The organism is Neoroseomonas terrae (assembly GCF_018129025.1).
GTDB lineage: Bacteria > Pseudomonadota > Alphaproteobacteria > Acetobacterales > Acetobacteraceae > Neoroseomonas > Neoroseomonas terrae.
This window is the reverse complement of the sequence record NZ_JAAEDI010000014.1, coordinates 129,781-150,323: the sequence shown is the minus strand read 5'-3', so window position 1 is coordinate 150,323 and position 20,543 is coordinate 129,781. Positions and strand designations below refer to the sequence as shown.

The following is a 20,543-nucleotide window of genomic DNA, read 5'->3' as shown; positions in this document are numbered from 1 at the left end:
GCGGGCTATCCGGCCTTCGCCGGCGCCGCGCGGTACGCCCCGACCCCGTCACCCAGCTTGGCGTTGTTCGCCTCGCGGATCGCAGCGGCCGCGTCGTCATACAGGAACGGCAGGAAGGCGTAGCGACGGCCCGCCGTGACCGGCAGCGCCTGGTGCAGCAGGGAGCACGAGAACACCACCGCGCCGCCGGTCGGCGCGCGCCAGGATCGCTTGCCGTATTCCGGGAAGCGCAGCTCGCCGCCTTCGAATTCCTCTGCGTTCAGGTTGATGGTCACAGCGAAGCGGCGATGCGCGGTGCCGGAGGTCGTGTTGTCGCGATGCGCGCCGAAATGGCCGAGATCGGCGGAATCGTAGCAGGCCACGATGTAGCGCTCCATGCGCGTCGCCTTGAAGTGGTGTACCTTCAGCAGTTCCGGCACCACGCGGCGCAGGATGGCGGTGCGGGCGGCAACACGCAGGGATTCGTCGGCGATGGTGCAATCCGCGCGGCGCTTCAACGCGGCATCGAAGACCCCGACCGTCTTGCCATTCACCTCGCGCATGAAGCCGGACGGGGCGCCGCCCTGCGCCTCATAATGCGCGATCAGGGCGCGGCAGAGGCCGGGCTCGAAGACACGCGGCAGAACGAGCACAGGCGGCGGGATGTCGGTCCCCGCATGGTCGAAGACCGGCGGCAGGGCGGCAAGGCGATCCAGCATTGCCTCCGCCTCGTTGATCGGCCGCGTCTCGATCACCCGCATCATGGGGTCGAGCAGGAGCCAGCAGGGAACCAGCCGCTCCGCCGCCCCGGGCTGCGCCGGGTCGCGGTGGACAACGCCGTACTCGCGGCACACCCGTCCATCGAGGTCGAACAGGAAGCGGATGCCGGGCAGGATGGGCGCCAGCCGTTCGCGGTCGGCCGGATCGACGCTGATGCCGAAAAAGCAGGCGCGGTCATCGTCGAACAGGTCGCGTCGCGCCGTGGCGGCGGCGAGCGCCGCTTGGGCTTCCGGCCGCGCAGCGGAGCCAAGGAAGCAGATCAGGATGTAGCGCCCCGCCACGGAGTGGAAGGCGTAGCTGGGGTTGTCCGTGGACGGCAGGGTGAACCACGGAGCGGGATCGCCGGATTGCAAACGCATGACGGGGCAAGCGTAGAGCAGATCGCGATCAGGTGAAATCGCCTGGTCAGCCCTTCACCGCGCCCGCCGTCAGCCCGGCCACGATGCGGCGCTGGAAGACCAGCACCAGCAGGATCAGCGGCACGGTGACGATGACCGAGGCCGCCATGATCCGCCCCCAGGGCAGTTCGAAGCTGCTGGCGCCGCTGATCAGCGCGATCGCCACGGGAACGGTGCGCATCTCGTCCGTCAGGGTGAAGGTCAGGGCAAACAGGAACTCGTTCCACGCGGCGATGAAGGCGAGCAGGCCGGTCGTCGCCATCGCCGGGCCCATGATCGGCAGGAAGACGCGGATCAGCACGATGAAGGGCGAGGCGCCGTCCATCATCGCGGCTTCCTCGAGTTCCTTCGGCAGCTCCTTCATGAAGGTGGTCAGCACCCAGACGGTGAAGGGCAGCGTGAAGATCAGGTAGGAGAACACGAGGCTCAGCAGGTTGTTGTAGAGGCCGAGCCAGCGGATCAGCTCGAACAGGCCGGACAGCACCGCGACCTGCGGGAACATCGAGACGGCGAGGATGGTCGCCAGCAGGAAGCCGCGCCCGCGGAAGGAGGCGCGGCCGAGCGCATAGGCGGCCGAGAGCCCGAGCGCGAGCGAGAGCGCGACAACCGATCCGGAGACGATCACGGAGTTCAGGATGTTGCGGCCGAAGGGCCGGTCGCGGAAGGTGGCGACGTAGTTGTCCCAGGCCGGCGGGATCGGCAGCGGGCTGGCGGTGAACAGCGCGCTGCCCGATTTCAGCGAGGTGATGATGGCCCAGGCGAAGGGGAAGACGGTGTAGATCGCGATCGCCACCATCAGCAGCACGAAGAGGACGCGGCCGATCTGCCGCTTCAGCCGCCGGCTCATCGCGCATCCTCCGCACCGCCCAGGCGCACGCGGCCCAGCGTGACCAGCAGCACGGTGCAGATGGCGACGATCGCGAAGAGGCCCATCGCAGCGGCGGAGCCAAAGCCGAGATCCTGGAACTCGACAAGCTGCTGCCGCGCATAGACCGACATCGACGCCGTCGCAGCACTGTTGCCGGACAGGACGTACATCAGGTCGAAGACGCGCAGCGCATCCAGCGCGCGGAAGATGATCGCGACCATCAGCGCGGGGCGGATCAGCGGCAGGGTGATGCGGAAGAAGCGTCCCACGGGGCCGAGCCCGTCGATCTCGGCGGCCTCGTAGATCTCGCCGGGCAGCAATTGCAGCGCGGCGAGGATCAGCAGCGCCATGAAGGGCGTCGTCTTCCACACATCGACGGCGACGACCGCCCACAGCGCGAGGTCCGGGTCCGCGGTCCAGGCGATGGGCTGATCGATCAGGCCCAGGCCGAGCAACGCGGCATTCACCACGCCCGCCTGGTCGTGCAGCATCCAGCCCCACATCTGCGCGGAGACCACCGTCGGGATCGCCCAGGGGATCAGCATCGCGGCGCGCAGCGCGCCACGGCCGCGCATCTTTTCATTCAATGCGAGGGCGATGATCATGCCCAGCACGGTCTCGATGGTGACGGAGACAATCGCGAAGACCAGCGTGTTGCGGACCGCGTTCCACCATTCGGGATCGCGTAGCAGCAGCGCGTAGTTCTCCACCCCGACGAAGGCGCCGGGCGCGGCCTCGTCCAGCCGCGCATCGGTCAGGGAGAACCAGGCCGTGCGAAACAGCGGCCACCCTGCGACGAGGAGCACGGCCACGACCATCGGCAGCAGGAACCAGAACGCCGCACGGCGCCGATCCTGCGCGACGGCCGAGAGCCCGACCGGACCGCGGGTCACCATTGCCCGTCACGCCCGATGCGGTGCAGCCGCGCTTCCAGCAGGCGCAGCGCGTCCGCAGGCTCGGCGCGGCGGCTCAGCACGTTGTGGACTGCGTTGCGAAAGGCGGCGGAGACCTGATTGTAGCGCGTGCCCGTCGCCGCGGCAGGCCGAGGCACGGCGTTCCGGAAGGTGTCGAGCAACGGGCCGAAGAACGGGTTGGCGTCCAGCACCGCGCGATCCTCATAGAGATCCCGATAGGTCGGGTTCAACCCGCCCTCCACCGCGCGGCGCTTCTGTTCCTCGCGCGAGGTCAGGTACACCACCAGCGCCGCGGCTTCCGCCGGGTGACGGGAATAGCGGGACACGGCGAGCTGTTCCCCGCCCAATGTCGCGCTGTGCCGACCACCCTCCCCCGTGCCCCGCGGCAGCACGGCGACGCCGACGCGGCCGTGCACCGGGCTGTCCGGCGCATTCAGCAGCGGCCAGGCATAGGGCCAGTTGCGCATGAAGATGGCTTGGCCGGGCTGGAAGACGGCGCGCGCCTCCTCCTCCGCATAGTTCAGCACGCCCTGCGGCGCGATGGTGCCGATCCAGCCCGCCGCTTCGCCGATTGCGGCGGCGGCCCGCGGATTGTCGATGGTGACGGCGCCGTCCTCGCCGACGATCGTCCCGCCGCCATGGCTGTTCACCCATTCCAGGGCATTTGCCGTCAGCCCCTCATAGGCGCGCGCCTGGAATACGAAGCCCCAGAGCCTGGTGTCGCCGGCAGCGCGCTCGGCCGCCATGATATGCCGCGCCGTCTCGGCGAGGTCCGCCCAGCTTTCCGGCACGGGCCGGCCATACTTCTCCAGCAGGTCCCGGCGGTAGTAGAGCACGCCCGCCGCGGTGAACCACGGCATGCCGACCAGCCGGCCCTCCACCGTGTTATTCGCAATCATGGCCGGGAACTGCGCGTCGCGCGCCGCCTGGTCCAGCCGGTCCGACAGATCCGCCAGATGCGCAGCCAGCATGCCCGGCCAGACCGCGTCGATCTGCAGCACATCGATATCGGGGGACCGCGCCGCCAGAAGCTGCTGGTACAGCGCCAGCCGCTCGGATGCGCTAGCGGGGGTCGAGACCATCGTCACCCGGTTGCCGGTCTCGCGCGCCCAGGCCTCCGCACCCTCGCGGCATAGCCGCGCCTCCACGCCGACCGAGCCGCAGGAAACGGCAAGGGTTACCTCGGCGCGGGCAGGCAGGGCCGCGAGCGGCAGCAGCATCGCGATGAGCGCGGCGATCCGGCGCATGGTGATCCTTCCGATAGCGTGCCGGGATGGCAACGCGCGGGGGCGCGGAAGGATGCGATGCGGGGGAGCGGATCAGGAAGGGGCTCTGCCCCTTCCCGAACCCTACCCCGGCAAAGGCCGAAGGGCCTTTGCAAACCTCGACCTGGCGCCGCGCGCGAAGCTTCGGCCCCTTCTCATGACACGCTTCCGCGCACGGCAGGGGGCTTAATGCCAGGGGAATGGTCGTCGTGCTCATCGCCAAGTCCCTGCGGTCCAGGTGCTCCAAGCACCTGGCGGGGTGAGGCTCGGAGAGGGGCGGCGCCCCTCTCCGCCATCCGGCTCAGCGCCCCTTGAACACCGGCTTCCGCTTCTCCGCGAAGGCGGCCAGTGCCTCCTTCGTGTCCTCGGTCTTCGCCAGCAGCGCCGTCTGCGTCTGCTCGTAGACGTAGCCTTCGCGCAGCGGCATGTACTCGTTCAGCGTGAAGGCCCGCTTCGCGGCCTCGACGGCCAGCGGCACCTTGCCCGCGATCTCCCGCGCCATCGCTTGCGCCGCCGGCAGAAGGTCGTCCTTGCCGTAGCAGCCGGACGCGACGTTCATGCGGTACAGCTCGGTGCCGGAAAGCCGCCGCGCCGTCAGGAGGAACATGCGGGCGTCGGACTGGCCGAAATGGCGCAGGACATGCGCGACGCCGCCGGCGAGGCCGACATCGACCTCGGTCATCGACATGAACGAATCCTCGGCGACGAGCACGATGTCGCAGACCAAGGCGAGCACGCAGCCCGCGCCGATCGCGGCACCATTCACCGCCGCGATCACCGGCTTGCGGCATTCCATCACGCAGTCGAAGCCGGCGCGCACGGCGCGGCCATGACGCGGGAAGGCGCCGGGGCGCGTCGCATCCGGCCGGTCCTTCAGGTCGGCACCGGCCGAGAAGGTCTTGCCCGCGCCGGTCAGCACGATGGCGCGGACGTCCGCGGATTCATGCAGCACGTCGAAGATGCGCGTGATCTCGTCGCGGAACGCGCTGTTCTGCGCGTTGACGGGCGGGCGGTCGATGATGACCGTCGCCACGCCGTCCGCGACCTCGACGCGGAAGACCGTAAGATCCTCCAGCCCGGGAATGGCGCTCATGCCGTGAAGGCCGTGTTCTTCTCGGGCACCAGCACGCGGGCATTGGCGCCGTTCATTTCCTTCTCGAAGCCCGACGCATCCGGCAGCAGAAGGCCGAACGTCGCGTAGTGGCACGGGATTGCCGTGCGCACCGACGGGAGGAAGCGCTTTACCGACAGCGCCGCGGCGCGCGGACCCATGGTGAAGCGGTCCCCGCAGGGCACCATGGCGATGGACGGGCGATACAGCTCGTCGATCAGCGCCATGTCCGAGAAGATGTCGGTGTCGCCCATGTGATAGACGGTCGGCTCCGCCTTGTCCTTCGGCGTCACCACGATGCCGTTCGGCGAACCGAGGCATTGCGACACGCCCTTGTCGTCCATCTCCGACGCGGAATGGAACGCGATGGTGAGCGACACGCTGAAATCACCCTGGTCGGTGGTGCCGCCGGTGTTCATCGGGTCGAACTTCTCGACGCCCTGCTTCGCGAGATAGACGCCGAGATCGTAGTTCGTGACGAGCTTCGCGCCGGTGCGCTTGCAGATCGCGACGGTGTCGCCGATGTGGTCGCCGTGGCCATGCGTCAGCAGCACATGCGTGGCGCCCGCGCTGGCCGCCTCCACATCGCCGCCGAAGGCCGGGTTGCCCGACAGGAACGGGTCGATCAGCACGACCGATGAACCGAATTCCAGCCGGAAGGCGGAATGGCCGAACCAGGTGATCTTCATGGGTCGTGCTCCGTCGATCAGGGGAAGGTCATGCGGATGGTGTCGGCGATCAGGGCGGGCTTGTCCTTGCCCTCGATCTCCATCGTCTGGCGCACCACGATGCGGTGCGTGCCGTTCGCGCCGTCATCGACGCCGACAAGGGCCTGGCGCAGCCGCACGCGGTCGCCCGCCTGCACCGGATTGATGATGCGCACCTTGTCCGAGCCGTAGTTCAGCGTGCGCGACGGCCAGGACACCTTGTAGACGCCGGCGCCGAGCTTCGGCAGCAGCGACAGCAGCAGATAGCCATGCGCGATGGTCTTGCCGCCCGGCATTTCCTTCTTCGCACGCTCGACATCGACATGGATCCACTGGTGGTCGCCGGTGACCTCGGCGAACTGGTCCATCATCGCCTGCGTCACTTCCAGCCACTCGCCGACGCCGAGTTCCTGGCCGATCAGCGCCTTCAGGGCGTCCGGTGATTCCACCATGCGCATGCTGCGTTCCTCCGTGCCTTGCATCGGCGCGGAGTGTCGGTCGGGGCCGCGCCGCGATCAACCCCAGGGGCAACCCCGGCCGGCGGCGCGGCCCGTAACGGTCAGTCGACCGCGAAGCAGTAGAACAGCCCGGCACCGCCGGTGCTGCGCAGACCCTCCTGCGAACACCCGCGCGAGGGATGCGACATGTTCCACGAGCGCGACGGTGCGTCGTCGCGCAGGCCGATGCGGTCGTGGTGGCCGACCAGCGCGGATCCGTCCGCACCGCTGTAGGTCCAGTTGCGGCAGGTCGTGTCGTCGCTGCCGGTGGAGGCGGTGCCGTCGGGCTGCGAGCCGGTCAGCATGTCGTGGTTGTTGGTGGCGTCGCCGCGGCCGCTCACCACCTCGCCCCGCTCGGTCAGGGCCGTCTGCTTGGTCAGGTTGTTCGCGTCGCTGTGCAGGTCCTCGACACTGCGCGCAATGGCGACGCCCCGGGCGTTGAGCCAGGGACCGCGGCCGATGCGGTCCCGCGCATTCACCGCCGGGCTGCCGCCGGCGGCGGTGGTGCTGAGATAGGCGCGCCAGTTGCGCGGTCCCATGCCGGTGGCGAGGGCGAGCGCCTGGCAATGCGCGTCGGCGCCGGCAAGGCCCCCGAGATCGGCGCCACGGCCGGAGCCGACGCTGGTGACGAAGAAGGTCATCTGGCCCGGCTGGGGTGCCTGGGCCTGACCGCCGCCGCTGAACGCGAGCAGCGCGGCGAGCATCGCCGCGGGTGGCATGATGCGTGTCATCTCGATCCTCCCGATGGGCGCCGCGTGCGATGGGCGCCGGATAGGGAGGATGCCGCAGATTCCGGCCCGGGCGGGACTCCGCTTTCGCTACGCGGCCAGGGCCAGGTAGACGAACAGCCCGCCGGCGACCGCGACGCCGGCGCCGGCCGCCTCCCTCAGCCGTGGCCATTGGGGGGCGAGCCGCCGGGCCAGCAGCATGACGCCGAGGCCGATGGCCGCCTGGGTCACCGCCAGCGCGGCGAGGTACGCGACGAGCGGCCCCTCCTCGGCACCGATGATCGCTTCCGCGAAGGCGTGGCCATGGAACAGGCCAGCCACCGCGAAGCCGGCGAGCAGCGCGGCGGCCGGCAGCCGCGCCCAGAGCAGCGCGACGCCGGCGGCGAGGACCGTGAAGGCCACCACGGCTTCCACCGGACCGAGGCCGATGCCGGCGAGATGGATCAGGCTGCCCGCGAAGCCGCCGAGGACGAAGGCGAGAATGGCAAGCACCCCGGCGCGCAGCGGCAGCATGGCCGCGAGCAGGCCGGCCGCCAGCAGGAAGGCCAGATGGTCGGCCCCGATCACCGGATGGCCGATGCCGGAGGCGATGGCCTGCCACAGCGTCGCGGGTGTCTCCCCGCCCATGGGGTGATGCGCGGCGGCAGGCAGCGGCAGCAGGGCCAGCAGGGCGGCGAGGCGCTTCATGGTCGTCTCCTTTGCCGGGCATGCTCGCCGCTGCCGGGCGTGGCCGCAAGGGTGGTCGGCCCCTCCCCTGCTGCCGGCGATGGACAGCGCCCAGCCGCCCGCGCAGGCTGGCGCTCTTCCCGCCCAGCCGCCGAGGCCGCTCGATGGACACCAACGCCCCGACCAATTCCCCGATCATCGCCGCCTTCGCCGCACGTACGCCGGGCAGCGCCGCGGCCTATGCCGAGGCACGCACGCATTTCCCCGGCGGCGTCACGCACGATACGCGCTTCGTACGCCCCCACCCGATTGCCGTCGCGCGCGCCGCCGGGCCGCGGAAATGGGATGTCGATGGTCATGAGTATGTCGATTACGCTGGCGGCCATGGCGCGCTGATCCTCGGCCATGCGCATCCGCAGGTGATGGCGGCGGTCGCCGAGCAGCTGGCGAACGGCACGCATTACGGCGCGAACCACCTGCTGGAGAATCGTTGGGCGGCGCTGATCAAGGAACTGATGCCGAATGCGGAGATGATCCGCTTCACCAATTCCGGCACCGAGGCGACGCTGATGGCGTTGCGCGTGGCCCGCGCCGCGACGGGGCGGCCGAAGCTGCTGCGGCTGCGCGGGCATTTCCATGGCTGGCACGACCACATGGCCTTCGGCGTGACCAACCATTTCGACGGCACGCCGACGCCGGGCATTCTTGAGAACCTCGCCGGCAACGTGCTGCTGGTAGACCCGAATGACGAAGCGGGCCTCGCCGCCGTGATGGCGGCGCATGGCAGCGAGATCGCGGCCGCCATCCTGGAACCCACGGGCTCCACCTTCGGCCAGGTGCCGCTGCGCGACAGCTTCGTGCACGCGCTGCGCGCCGAGACCGCGAAGCACGGCATCGTGCTGGTGTTCGACGAGGTGGTCACCGGCTTCCGCGTCGCGAAGGGCGGCGCGCAGGAGGCGCTCGGCATCACGCCGGACCTGACGACGCTCGCAAAAATCCTCGCCGGCGGGCTGCCGGGCGGTGCCGTGGTCGGACGGCGCGATCTGCTGGAATTGCTGGACCCGGAACGCGCCGCAGCGCGCGGCGTGGAGAAGATCCCGCACCAGGGCACCTACAATGCCAACCCAGTCTCGGCCGTGGCGGGCATCGTGACGCTGGAGATCCTGCGCGACGCCGATGCCATCGCGCGCAGCCACGCCTACGCCGCTGACCTCCGCGCGGCGATGAACCAGGCGCTGGTCGAAATGGGCGTCCCCTGGGCCGTCTATGGCACCTATGGCGGCGTGCACATCTTCACCAACTGGAAGCGGCTGCCGATCTCGCCGACCGGCTTCGACCCGCTGGGGCTTGGCTATGCCGATCTCAAGGTGCCGCGCGGGATGCAGACGGTGACGAAGCTGCTGCTCGCGCTGCGCACGCATGGCGTGGATTTCTCGCCCTGGCCGGGCGGGCCGGTCTCGGCCGCGCACGGGCCGGCGGAGCTTTCGGACACCGTCGCCGCCTTCCGCGCCGCGGTCAGCGACCTGCGCGCGGAAGGCGAGATCGGCTGACCAATGACCGCCGCGCCGCGGCTGCCGGCCCGTGCCCTGTTGCTCGGCGAACGGCTCGACCATCGGGGCCTGCCGCGGGAGGGCGCGCCGACCTTCGACCCGGTGCCGCTGGCGACCCCCGAGGGCTTTACCGCCTTCGCCTTCCGCTGGGGCGCGGTGGTCTTCATCGGAGCGAAACCGGCGCAGGAAGCCGCCGTGGTGGAGATGCTGAAGCCGCGGCTGACCAACGCGCTGCCGCGGCCGATCGAGGAGGTGGCGCAGATTGCTGACGAGGCCGAGCAGGATGGCGTCGACCCCGACGGCGTGATCCGGCTGCGGGACCTGTCCGTGCCGCGCTTGGCCGTGGTGGCGGATGCGCTCGCGAAGAGCGCGGCGCTGGCCCATCAGGAAGTGCTGCTGACCGAGGCGCTGGACCGGTTGGAGCCGATCGTCACCACCCTGCGCACCGAGGGGCGGCTCGCGGCATCATCGCGCGCGCTGCACCGGCAGATCGGCCACGCGCTTGCGGCGCGCAGCCGCACGACGGCGCGCGTCGAGGCGGAGGACAAGCCGGAGCTGCTGTGGGACCACCCGTCGCTGGAGCGCCTGCATGCGCGTCTCGCGGACGAGTACGAGTTGAAGGAGCGCAGCGACGCGCTGGACCGCAAGCTGTCGTTGATCGGCGACACGACGGAGGGGGTGCTGTCGCTGATCCATGGGCGCCGTGCGCTGGGGCTGGAAGTCGCCGTGGTCGTGCTGGTCGGGATCGAGGTGGTGTTCACCCTCTGGCAATACGTGCTGGCGCCGCTGCTCGGACGGTGATGGCGGCTGTCGAGGGGCTCCGTTGCCGCCTTCTCACCCCGCCATCGCTGGCCGCCTCGCCCGCCATCCTGTCGCCTGTTCATAGGCATGGCCGGCGCGCAGCACCGTCGCGTCCTCGAAGGGCCGGCCGATGATTTGCACGCCGACCGGCAGCCCCCCCTCCCCGAAGCCGGCGCAGACCGTCAGCCCCGGCTGGCCGGTGATGTTGAACGGGTTGGTGAAGTTCGGCGCCTCGAAGGAGGTCCACTTGCCCGGCACCGTAATCGGCGGCGCCTCGCTGAGCGCGCCGGCCGTGAGCAGGATGTCGCAGCGCTGCATCGCCCGCGCCACGGCATCGCACAGTTCCCGCCGGCGCCGCTGCGCCTGCAGGTAGTCCGCGGCGGTGATCGTCGCGGCCAGCGCCAGCCGCTCGCGCAGGAATTCCCCGTACTCGCGGTACTTCGTGCGCAGCCAGGGCTCGTGCACCGCGAAGGCGTCGGCGGCGAGCACCAGCCAGCCCACCGCGTTGAAATCCTGCAGCGGCGGCAGCGTCACGTCGGTGACGATGGCGCCGAGGTCCTCCAGCGTCTTCGTCACATCCGCGATACCCGCGGCGACACCCGGCGTCACCGGCGCGTCGGTCTCGTGGAAGTGGCGGATGACGCCGACGCGCAGGCTCTTCACCCCGCCGTTGAGTCCGGAAATCAGGTCGGGCTTCGGCCGGTTCGCGGAGGATGGGTCGGCAGGGTCATATCCGGTCAACGGGTCAAGCAGCAGCGCGCAGTCTTCCGTTGTCCAGGCCAGCGGCCCGACGGTGTCGAGACTGTGGGAGAGCGGCAGCACGCCGACGCGCGAGCAGAGGCCGAAGGTCGGCTTGATACCCGCCGTCCCGCACAGCGCCGCCGGCCCGCGGATCGACCCGCCCGTGTCGGAGCCCGTCCCGCCGAGGATGACGCCGGCCGCCACCGCCGCGGCGGTGCCGGAGGAGGAGCCGGCGGTGAAGCGGGACGTGTCCCAGGGGTTGCGCGCCGGCGGCCAGGGCAGGTCGAAGGACGGCCCGCCCCAGGCGAATTCATGCGTCGCGAGCTTCCCCAGCGTGACCGCGCCGGCCTCGGCCCAGGCGAGCACAGCCGCGGCGTCGGTCTTGGGGACGTGGTTCTCCAGCACGCGCGAATGCGCCGTGGTCGGGATGCCGGCGGTCTCGTAGATGTCCTTGTGGGCGATCGGGATGCCGTCGAGCTTCCCCTTCAGCGTCCCGGCCATCTGCCGTGCCTCGGCGGCCTGCGCCTGCTTCAGCGCGAGATCGGGCGTGAAGCGGATGAAGGCGTGGATCTCGGGGTTCAGCGCCTCGGCCTTGGCCAGGCATTCCTTCATCAGCTCGACGGGTGAGAGCTTTTTCGCCGCGATCAGCGCCGCGGCCCCGGCGATGGTCGGGGTCATTGCGCGGCTTTCGGCCCGAAGGTCACAGCCATCTCCGCGCCGGCCTCACGCGGGGTACGGACGCGCTCGGCCATCGCGAGGATATGGCCGGTGACGGCGCGGATGCCTTCGCGCTCGGCCTCGGTCAGCGGAATGCCGTGGCGCGCGATCAGCGCGTCGAATTGCGGCTTGTCCATCGGCTCGGGCATGGCGCTGCGTCCTTGGCTGCGGTCGGGGCATGCTGCGCGACCCGCCACGAAGGTCAACCCTGCCTTGGGCGCTCCGACAGCGCCTGCGCGACGCGACTGCAAGCGGCGCCGAGACGATCCTCGCTCTGGGCAAAACATAGGCGGAGGTGGCCTTCGCCGCCCGCCCCGAAGGCCGCGCCCGGCGCGAGGCCGACGCCGGCCAGGGTCAGGAGGGACTTCGCCAGGGCCACGCTGTCGGTGCAGCCTTCCACGCGCAGGAACAGGTACATCGCGCCGTCCGGCCGCGGCGCCGCGACGCCCGGCACGGCGCCGAGGATGCCGAGCGCGAGGTCGCGGCACGCGCGATACCGCGCCCGCGTCTCGGCAATGAAGGCATCGCCCTGGTCCAGCGCGACGACGCCCGCGTGCTGCACGAAGGTCGGTGCGGAGGACATGTTGAACTCGTTCAGCTTCGCAAGCGCGTCCATCAGCGCCGGCGGCGCCACGATCCAACCGAGCCGCCAGCCGGTCATCGACCACGATTTGCTGAAGGAGTTGGTCGACACGACGCGGTCCTCCTCGGTCGCGATCGACAGGAAGGACGGCGCCGCCGCGGCCGGGAAGTACAGCCGTTCATAGACGTCGTCCGACAGGATCCAGGTGCCGGTGCGGCGGCAATGGTCGAGGATGGTGCGCTGGTCTTCCGGGCCCAGCGTCCAGCCGGTCGGGTTCCCTGGGCTGTTGAGGAAGAGCATCCGCGTGGCCGGCGTCACGGTCGCCAGCAACTCATCCATGTCCACGCGCCAGACGCCGTTCGCGATGCGCAGCGGCAGCGGCGTGACGCGCGCGCCCATTACCCGCGCGATGCCGTCCATGTTCGGCCAGGCGGGCATCGGGATCACCACCTCGTCGCCCGGATCGAGCAGCGCCTGCGCGACCAGCATCAGCGCATTGACGCCGGAGGTGGTGACGGCGATGCGCTCGGCAGGCACCGGGCGCCCGTTGCGGATCAGGTAGCGGGAGATCGCCTCCCGCAGCGGCGCGATGCCGGGGTTCGGCGCGTAGAAGGTTTCCCCCGCATCGAGCGCGGCCTTGGCGGCATCGCGGATGAAGCCGGGCGTGACGGTGTCCGGTTCCCCGAAGAACAGGCGGATCAGGCCGGGGATGCCGCGGCCGGCCTCCGAGACCTCCCGGATCAGGGAGCCGGGGATGTCGTCCAGTGCGGTGCGCGGGCCGGTCGGAAAGGGCGTCATGGCCCTGGTGGTAGCGAACCGTGCCTGTTCTGGACAGCGTCCCGGGCGGCGGGCTTAACAGCACCATGGTCACACCCGTCACCTTCGCCGCCCCACACGCCTTCCTCGGCGCCCGCCTGTACGACCGGAAGGCGACGTTCTGCGTCGCCGGCATTCCCATGGACATCGGCACGACGAACCGCGCCGGGTCCCGGGACGGGCCGCGCGCCATCCGCGCCGCGGCCCGCATGCTGACGGATGGGCGGCATCCGGACAGCGGCGTCGATCCGACGGCGCTGGACCTGTCCGACCTCGGCGAGTTCGAGCTCGCGCTGGGCGACATCCCCGCGAGCCTCACGCGGATCGAGGAGCAGGCCGCCGGCCTGAACCATCTGCTGGCCTTCGGGGGCGAGCATGGCGTTACGCTCGCCCTGCTGCGCGCGCTGGTGAAGCGGATCGGGGAGCCGGTCGGGGTCGTTCACATCGACGCGCATCTCGATACGTCCGAAGACAATTTCGGCCAGCGCTTCGCCCATGGCTCCGTGTTCTGGCACGCCATCACCGAGGGGCTGATTGCGCCGAAGCGGATGATCCAGGTGGGCATCCGCGCACCCGCCTGGCCCGACATGTATGAGTGGACGCGCGGCCAGGGCGTGACGATCGTCCCGGCGCAGGATGTGCACGAGAGCACGCCAGCGGCCATCGCCGCGCAGATACGCGCCGTACTGGGCGACGGACCCGCCTATCTGTCCTTCGACATCGACGGGCTGGACCCGGCCTTCGCGCCAGGGACCGGGACGCCGGAGATTGGCGGCCTCGCCACTTGGCAGGCGCAGGGCATCCTGCGGCGGCTGACCGGCATCGACTTCCGCGGCGCCGATGTGGTGGAGGTTGCGCCAGCCTACGACGTGTCGGAGATCACGGCGCTGGCGGCGGCGACGATCGGCTGGGAGTACCTCTGCTTACAGGCGGTGCGGGACTGAGCGAGGCATCACACGGCTCGCACTTTTCGCAACTTCGAACCCCTGCCGGCGTCAAGCACGAAATATCCTGTCTCACCGGAGAGTTTCCGGCGATCCTAGGGAAGAATCCGGGCGATATGCGCGACCTTTAATGGAGTCGCGCGAGATTTCACTTGCAATCCTATGCCCAGCAGCACTATTTCCCGTCTGCGCCCGACGGTACGGGCGCTGACGCCATCGCACGTGCCGCGAGGCCCGATTTCCCGGGCCACAAGCAACGACGGGACGCGTCCTTTGTTCGATCCGGCCATGTCATGTGGGCCGGAAGGTTCGAGGGAGCCGCCTGTGTCGCCTGTCCGCCGCCTTGCGATGGAACCCCATCGCATCAGCCGCAGCGCCTGATCCGCGCCGCTGCGCCGCCGTCCCGTCCCTAAGCTCGCAAGGGCCGAGGGGGTCGCGGGGCGTCGTCCGCGGCAGACCGCCGGTAGGCTCCCTCATTCCCCGCCGCCGCGCCCGGCCCACGATGGCTGAGGCGCGGCGGCGGGCGCGCCCTTCTCGCCCCGAAAGTCCTGATGCGATGACCCAGATCCGCCCCCGCGGCGCCGTCGCGCCGCTCCGCCGCCCCGCCCTTTCCTCCCGCCGCCCGAGCGTGGATGCCGTGGTTGCGTCCCTGCGCCCGGAGGAGCCGGTGCATTGCCTGCGGCCGCAGGCCGTGAGCGCGGCGGCGCGCGCCTTCGTCGCCGCTTTCCCGGGCGATGTGCTGTACGCGGTGAAGTGCAACGCCGAGCCGACCGTGCTGCGCGCCATCGCGGCCGGGGGCGTCACGCATTTCGACTGCGCCTCGGAGGGCGAGGTGCGTCTCGTGCGTTCCCTGTTCCCGGACGCCGCGATCCACTTCATGCATCCGGTGAAGTCGCGCGGCGCGATCCGCAGCGCCTGGCAGCAGCACGGCGTGCGCGACTTCGTGCTCGACACTGATGGCGAGCTGACCAAGATCCTGGAGGAGACCGGCGACGGCGAGGATCTCGGCCTGGTCGTGCGGCTGGCGCTGCCGAAGGGCAACGCGGCCTATGACCTGTCGGGCAAGTTCGGCGCGGCGCCGGCGGAAGCCGCTGCCCTGCTGCGCGCGGCGCGGCCGCATGCGGCGCGGCTCGGCCTGTCCTTCCATGTCGGCTCGCAGTGCATGGACCCGTCCGCCTGGACGCGCGCGCTGGCGCTCGCCGCCGAGGTGATCGCGGCCGCCGATGTGGCCGTCGAGATCGTCGATGTCGGCGGCGGCTTCCCGGTCGCCTATCCGGGCAGCGAGCCGCCGGCGCTCGACCTGTTCATGGACGCGATACGCGCGGGTGCCGCGCTGCTGCCGGAAGGCGTGCGGCTGTGGGCCGAGCCGGGCCGCGCGCTGGTCGCGGGTGGTGCCTCCGTCGTCGTGCAGGTGCAGCAGCGGCGCGGCGATGCGCTGTATGTGAATGACGGCGTCTATGGCGCATTGTCGGATGCCGGCGCGCCCGGCTTCCGCTTCCCGCACCGTCTGATCCGCCTGGATGGCGAGGCCGCCGAGGTGGAGCGCGCCTTTACGCTTTTCGGTCCGACCTGTGACAGCGCGGATGTGATGCGCGGTCCCTGGATATTGCCCGCCGACGTCGCGGAAGGCGACTGGATCGAGATCGGCCAGCTTGGCGCTTACGGCACCGCGCTGCGCACCGCCTTCAACGGCTTCGACCGGGCGCATGTCACGGAAGTGTCTGATTCGCCCATGCTCGCCACGCCGGGCTATGAGGCAGGCGCGCCCGCGCGCGCCGCCTGATTCACTCGCAGTCACAAGGATACGGAACGATGAAGCACGCCGCCTTTGCGGGCCGCATGGTCATGCTCGGCTTCGGCTCGATCGGCCAGGGCGTCCTGCCGCTGATCCTCCGCCATATCGACATGCCGAAGGACCGCATCGAGATCGTCACCTCTGATGACCGCGGCGCGGCCATCGCCGCCGAGATGGGCGTAAAGCACACCGTGTTGCCGCTGACGCGCGACAACTACGAAGCCGAGCTGCGCGCGCGCCTGTCGAAGGGCGATTTCCTGTGCAACCTGTCGGTCGATGTGTCCTCCGTCGCGCTGATCACGCTGTGCCGGGAGATCGGCGCGCTGTATCTCGACACCTGCATCGAGCCCTGGCTCGGCGGCTACACCGACCCGTCGCTGACGCCGTCGCAGCGGTCGAACTACGCGCTGCGTGAATCGGCGCTGGCGCTGAAGACCGGCGCGGGCCCGACTGCGGTGACGACGCATGGCGCGAACCCTGGCCTCGTCTCCCACTTCGTGAAGCAGGCGCTGCTGAACATCGCGAAGGATGTCGGCCACGACGCGACCGCGCCGGCGAACCGCGAAGGCTGGGCGAAGCTCGCCGCCGATCTCGGCGTGAAGGTGATGCACATCGCCGAGCGCGACACGCAGGTCGCCGCCGGCCGCCCGAAGAAGCGCGGCGAGTTCGTCAACACGTGGTCGATCGACGGCTTCACCGGCGAAGGCTGCCAGCCAGCCGAGCTCGGCTGGGGCAGCCATGAGAAGGGCCTGCCGGAAGACGGCCGCCGCCACGATTTCGGCTGCGACGCGGCGATCTACCTGATGCGCCCGGGCGCTTCGACGCGCGTGCGGTCCTGGACGCCGCTGGAAGGGCCGATGCACTCCTTCCTGATCACGCACAATGAGTCGATCTCGCTCGCCGACTACTACACGGTGCGGGATGCGTCGGGCGCGGTCACGCATCGCCCGACGGCGCACTACGCCTATCACCCCTGCGACGACGCGGTGCTGTCGGTGCATGAGTTCGCCGGCGGCAACTGGGAAATGCAGCCCGAGAAGCGCCTGATGATGGAGGAGATCACCTCCGGCATGGATGAGCTCGGCGTGCTGCTGATGGGGCACAAGAAGGGGGCCTACTGGTACGGTTCCCGCCTGACGGTCGAGGAAGCGCGCACGCTTTGCCCGCACAACAACGCGACCTCCCTCCAGGTTTGCGTCGCCGTGCTGGCCGGGCTGGTCTACGCGATCGAGAACCCGAATGAGGGCGTGCTCGAGGCGGATGAGCTGGACCATGCGCGGGCGCTCGAGATCTGCTTTCCCTATCTGGGCGAGATGGCGGGGGTCTACACGGACTGGACGCCGCTGCAGGATCGCGGGCAGCTTTTCCCCGAGGATGTGGACGCGGACTGCCCCTGGCAGTTCAAGAACTTCCGGGTCGTCTGAGTACCGGGCATGGGCGTATCCTCCACGGTGAGGAGACGCCCATGACCATCATCCGACCAAACCGCCCCGCGCCCGTGGGTGCCGAGGCCGTGCCGGACAGCCGCGGCCTCAATCTGTATCGCGCCGATCCCGCGTTGGCGGCGCTGCTGCCGCTGTATCTGCCGCCGGATCTGCTCGATCACCTGACGCCGCATCTTGACCGGCTGGGCGGGCTGGCGGGCGGTCGGCTCGCCGATCTCGCATCGACCGCGGACCTGAATCCGCCGGAACTGCTGCACCGTACGCGGCGCGGAGAGGATGCGCAGTCCATCGCCTACCATCCCGCCTATCGCGAGATGGAGCGGCTGGCCTTCGGCGAATACGGTCTGGCGGCGCTTTCGCATCGTGGCGGCGTGCTGGATTGGCCGGCGCCGATGCCGGCGGCGGCGAAGTACGCCATCACCTATCTGTTCGTGCAGGCGGAATTCGGCCTGTGCTGCCCGGTATCGATGACCGACAGCCTGACGCGCACGCTGCGCAAGTTCGGCGCACCGGAGCTGGTGAAACGCTACTTGCCGGCGCTGACGTCGCAGGACATGGACGACCTGTTCCAGGGCGCGATGTTCATGACGGAACAGGGTGCGGGGTCGGACATCGCCAACACCGCCGTGACCGCCGCGCCGAATGGCGATGGCTCCTGGGCGCTGAGCGGCGACAAGTGGTTCTGTTCCAACGCCGACGCTGAACTTGCAATGGTGCTGGCGCGGCCCGAAGGCGCCCCGCCGGGTATCAAGGGTGTGTCCCTGTTCCTGCTCCCGCGCGTGCTGCCGGACGGGACGCCTAACCGCTACCGCATCGTCAGACTGAAGGAGAAGCTCGGGACGCGGTCGATGGCGAGCGGCGAGATCACCCTGCAGGGGGCGACCGCGTGGATGATCGGCGAACCCGGCGCCGGCATGCGCCAGATGGCCGACATGGTGAACAATTCCCGCCTGTCGAACGGCGTGCGCGCGGCGGGGATGATGCGCAAGGCGGTGACCGAGGCGCTGTACATCGCGCACCGGCGCATCGCCTTCGGCACGCCGATCGTCGCCCTGCCGCTGATGCGGCGGCAACTGGCGAAGATGCTGGTCCGCGCGGAGCAGGCACGCACGATGGTGTTCCAGACGGCCGAGGCGCTGCGGCGAGCCGACGCCGGCGAGCCGGATGCCTATGCGCTGCTGCGCATCCTGACGCCGCTACTGAAGTTTCGAGCCTGCCGCGATGCGCGCGTCGTCACCGGCGATGCGATGGAGGTGCGCGGCGGCTGCGGCTACATCGAGGACTTTCCCGACGCGCGGCTGGTGCGCGATGCGCATCTCGGCTCGATCTGGGAAGGAACATCGAACATCGTCGCCCTCGACGTTCTGCGCGCCGCCGCGCGGGAGGGCTCGCTGGAGGCGCTGGAAGCGCAGCTCGCTAAGTTGCGCGCAGCGACACCCGAGCCGCTGCCGGCGCTTGCCGACGCCACGGACCGCGCCTTCGCGCTGGCACGCCACCCCGGCGCCGATGGCGGTCCGGTACTGGCACGGCAGGCCGGGACGGCGTTGTACAATGTCGCTTCCGCAACCGCGATGGCGTGGGAGGCGGCCGCATCACATCAACCGCAACGGCGAATCCTGGCGGCGATGGTGCTGGCGCATCGTGTGCTGCCGCGCGATCCGCTTGCCGCAACAGCCGAGGACATCCCTGACGTCCTGTTGGCGGATACCGGTGCCGCGGGATGATGCCGGCCGCCGGAGCCGTTGCCAGCACCGCATCGAAGCCCGCTGACCGCGCTTTCCATCTGCTCGCGGGGCAGCGAACTCGGTGCCCGGATTAGGCCCGCATGCCCGGCACCAGGCTTTTCGCCAGGAAGGGCTTGCGGGGCCGCCGAGCGGCCCGAGGCTTCTCCGCCGCGCGAGAGGCCAGCTTCTCCAGCGCCTGCTTGGCGTCGGGGCTGAGATCAGCGACACCATCCGTGCCAGGGGTGGGGCGACTGGAATTGGAACGTGCCATGGTTTCGCCCTTTTTGCTGCGCCAGGGCAGAACCCCCGGGCCGCGCGGAAGTTTCGCGACGTCGCAGGGGCCGTGGCAATTCTTCTTCCTATGAATGCTCCGCGAGTGCGGGGAGCGCGGCCGCAGCGTCGCGCGATCCCCGCTCCCCATTGCCGACGGTGCTCGCCAGTACGCGCGAACCCGGCGGAGGGCATCCGCACCCCCGCTTGCCAGGCCGAACCCCCCGCACCCTTCACGTCAGTCGGTTACAAACCTAGTCCATGCGCGCGCCGGAGCTGCGCACAAGTTCGGCCCATTTCGGGATCTCCGCCTGGATGTAGGCGGCCGTCTCCTCGGGCGTGCTGGCGACGACCGCGGCCCCGCTGTTGGTGATCTGGTCGCGCAGCGCCGGCTGTTCCAGCGTGCCGCGAATGGCACCGAACAGCGCCTGCAGCCGGTCGGGCGGCGTCCCTGCCGGTGCGAGCACCGGATACCAGTTTTCCAGCTCGATGCCCGGCACGCCGGCCTCGGCGAAGGTGGGCACCTCCGGCATGGCCGGGCTGCGCCCGGCACTCGTCACCGCAATGGGGCGCACGGCGCCGCTGCGGACCTGTTCGATCAGGGCGGTGGGATCGAGCAGCGCGAAATCCACCTCCCCCTGAACCACGGCCATCGTGGCCGGCGCCGCGCCACGATACGGCACATGCGTGAACTGCATCCCCGTGCGCATGCGCAACAACTCACCGGCGAGGTGCACCGAACTGCCGGGGCCTGAGGAGCCAAAGTTCAGCGGCCGCGTCTTCGACACGGCCACCAGTTCCTGCAGCGTGCGTACCGGCAGACGCGGATTCGTCATCAGCAGGATCGGCACCCGCGTGATCATCGATACCGGCGCGAAGGCGCGCGCCGGGTCATAGGGCGGGTTGGCCACCATATGGATGGTGATGGCCACCGCGCCGGTGCTGCTGAACACCAGCGTATGGCCATCGGGCGGCGCCTTCGCGACCGCATCCGTGCCGACGATGCCGCCGGCGCCGGAGCGGTTCTCGACCACCACCGACTGGCGAAGCCGTTCACTCATGCCTGCCGCGAGCAGCCGTGCCTGCACGTCGGCCGGGCCGCCCGGGGCGAAGGGCACGATCAGGCGCACCGGCCGGTCGGGGAAGGCTTGCGCCGCCGCAGGACGCGCCGCCAGCAATGCGGTGGCTGACAGCGCGATGCCACGCCGCGTCATGGTCGTCGTCATGGTGGCTCCTCCGGGACC

Annotated in this window: 19 protein-coding genes; 6 read left to right on the top strand and 13 right to left on the bottom strand. The window is 70.1% G+C overall.

The annotated features are described in order from the left end of the window. Window positions 1-5: 5 nt before the first annotated feature. From GXW78_RS14510 to GXW78_RS14470, 9 genes are all read right to left on the bottom strand, one after another. On the bottom strand, window positions 6-1,118 hold the full coding sequence (locus GXW78_RS14510) for a 2OG-Fe(II) oxygenase (RefSeq protein ID WP_211869537.1): 1,113 nt from the start codon (window positions 1,116-1,118) through the stop codon (window positions 6-8). A 46-nt stretch (window positions 1,119-1,164) separates the two neighbouring features. Continuing rightward, the gene (locus GXW78_RS14505; RefSeq protein WP_211869536.1) at window positions 1,165-2,004 is read right to left on the bottom strand and encodes a carbohydrate ABC transporter permease; all 840 of its coding nucleotides are present in this window, start codon (window positions 2,002-2,004) and stop codon (window positions 1,165-1,167) included. Then, the gene (locus GXW78_RS14500) at window positions 2,001-2,921 is read right to left on the bottom strand and encodes a carbohydrate ABC transporter permease (RefSeq protein ID WP_211869535.1); all 921 of its coding nucleotides are present in this window, start codon (window positions 2,919-2,921) and stop codon (window positions 2,001-2,003) included. The genes GXW78_RS14505 and GXW78_RS14500 overlap by 4 nt, the downstream gene beginning before the upstream one ends. Further along, on the bottom strand, window positions 2,915-4,186 hold the full coding sequence (locus GXW78_RS14495) for an ABC transporter substrate-binding protein (protein WP_211869534.1): 1,272 nt from the start codon (window positions 4,184-4,186) through the stop codon (window positions 2,915-2,917). Before GXW78_RS14495 ends, GXW78_RS14500 begins: the two co-directional genes overlap by 7 nt. A 319-nt stretch (window positions 4,187-4,505) precedes the next feature. Further along, the gene (locus GXW78_RS14490) at window positions 4,506-5,297 is read right to left on the bottom strand and encodes an enoyl-CoA hydratase/isomerase family protein (protein ID WP_211869533.1); all 792 of its coding nucleotides are present in this window, start codon (window positions 5,295-5,297) and stop codon (window positions 4,506-4,508) included. Continuing rightward, window positions 5,294-6,004, bottom strand: coding sequence for a metal-dependent hydrolase (locus tag GXW78_RS14485; protein ID WP_211869532.1), 711 nt, complete (start codon window positions 6,002-6,004; stop codon window positions 5,294-5,296). Before GXW78_RS14485 ends, GXW78_RS14490 begins: the two co-directional genes overlap by 4 nt. A 17-nt stretch (window positions 6,005-6,021) precedes the next feature. Further along, window positions 6,022-6,504 (bottom strand): MaoC family dehydratase, encoded by a 483-nt coding sequence (locus GXW78_RS14480; protein WP_211869531.1) that lies wholly within the window; start codon window positions 6,502-6,504, stop codon window positions 6,022-6,024. Between the two features lie 77 nt (window positions 6,505-6,581). Beyond that, window positions 6,582-7,250 carry a hypothetical protein gene (locus GXW78_RS14475; protein WP_211869530.1) on the bottom strand — a complete coding sequence of 223 codons (669 nt, stop codon included), beginning with the start codon at window positions 7,248-7,250 and terminating at the stop codon, window positions 6,582-6,584. A gap of 87 nt (window positions 7,251-7,337) precedes the next feature. After that, on the bottom strand, window positions 7,338-7,934 hold the full coding sequence (locus GXW78_RS14470) for a HupE/UreJ family protein (RefSeq protein ID WP_211869529.1): 597 nt from the start codon (window positions 7,932-7,934) through the stop codon (window positions 7,338-7,340). A gap of 143 nt (window positions 7,935-8,077) precedes the next feature. Here GXW78_RS14470 and GXW78_RS14465 point away from each other — a divergent pair, with 143 nt between their 5' ends. Further along, complete coding sequence (locus tag GXW78_RS14465) at window positions 8,078-9,463, top strand: aspartate aminotransferase family protein (RefSeq protein ID WP_211869528.1); 1,386 nt, start codon at window positions 8,078-8,080, stop codon at window positions 9,461-9,463. Window positions 9,464-9,466: 3 nt separating this feature from the next. Then, complete coding sequence (locus tag GXW78_RS14460) at window positions 9,467-10,264, top strand: RMD1 family protein (protein ID WP_211869527.1); 798 nt, start codon at window positions 9,467-9,469, stop codon at window positions 10,262-10,264. Window positions 10,265-10,297: 33 nt separating this feature from the next. On the opposite strand, the gene GXW78_RS14455 is transcribed toward GXW78_RS14460, so the two are convergent. From GXW78_RS14455 to GXW78_RS14445, 3 genes are read right to left on the bottom strand one after another with little or no spacing between them, the layout of a single operon-like run. Continuing rightward, complete coding sequence (locus GXW78_RS14455; RefSeq protein ID WP_211869526.1) at window positions 10,298-11,683, bottom strand: amidase; 1,386 nt, start codon at window positions 11,681-11,683, stop codon at window positions 10,298-10,300. Beyond that, window positions 11,680-11,871: a hypothetical protein gene (locus tag GXW78_RS14450; RefSeq protein ID WP_211869525.1), complete on the bottom strand. Its 192-nt coding sequence runs from the start codon at window positions 11,869-11,871 to the stop codon at window positions 11,680-11,682. Before GXW78_RS14450 ends, GXW78_RS14455 begins: the two co-directional genes overlap by 4 nt. A gap of 53 nt (window positions 11,872-11,924) precedes the next feature. Further along, window positions 11,925-13,103, bottom strand: a complete 1,179-nt coding sequence (locus GXW78_RS14445) for a pyridoxal phosphate-dependent aminotransferase (RefSeq protein WP_211869524.1) — start codon at window positions 13,101-13,103, stop codon at window positions 11,925-11,927. A 65-nt stretch (window positions 13,104-13,168) separates the two neighbouring features. Between GXW78_RS14445 and speB the strand changes: the two genes are divergently transcribed. The 4 genes from speB (at window position 13,169) to GXW78_RS14425 (ending at window position 19,029) form a co-directional block, all read left to right on the top strand. Beyond that, window positions 13,169-14,065: an agmatinase gene (gene speB, locus GXW78_RS14440; protein ID WP_211869523.1), complete on the top strand. Its 897-nt coding sequence runs from the start codon at window positions 13,169-13,171 to the stop codon at window positions 14,063-14,065. A 556-nt stretch (window positions 14,066-14,621) separates the two neighbouring features. Further along, window positions 14,622-15,848, top strand: coding sequence for a type III PLP-dependent enzyme domain-containing protein (locus GXW78_RS14435; protein ID WP_211869522.1), 1,227 nt, complete (start codon window positions 14,622-14,624; stop codon window positions 15,846-15,848). 29 nt (window positions 15,849-15,877) lie between these two features. Beyond that, window positions 15,878-17,284 carry a homospermidine synthase gene (locus GXW78_RS14430; protein ID WP_211869521.1) on the top strand — a complete coding sequence of 469 codons (1,407 nt, stop codon included), beginning with the start codon at window positions 15,878-15,880 and terminating at the stop codon, window positions 17,282-17,284. A 41-nt stretch (window positions 17,285-17,325) separates the two neighbouring features. Continuing rightward, window positions 17,326-19,029, top strand: coding sequence for an acyl-CoA dehydrogenase family protein (locus GXW78_RS14425; RefSeq protein ID WP_211869520.1), 1,704 nt, complete (start codon window positions 17,326-17,328; stop codon window positions 19,027-19,029). Window positions 19,030-19,553: 524 nt separating this feature from the next. Here the strand turns inward: GXW78_RS14425 and GXW78_RS14420 are convergent. Then, window positions 19,554-20,525: a Bug family tripartite tricarboxylate transporter substrate binding protein gene (locus tag GXW78_RS14420; RefSeq protein ID WP_246522202.1), complete on the bottom strand. Its 972-nt coding sequence runs from the start codon at window positions 20,523-20,525 to the stop codon at window positions 19,554-19,556. Window positions 20,526-20,543: the final 18 nt, after the last annotated feature.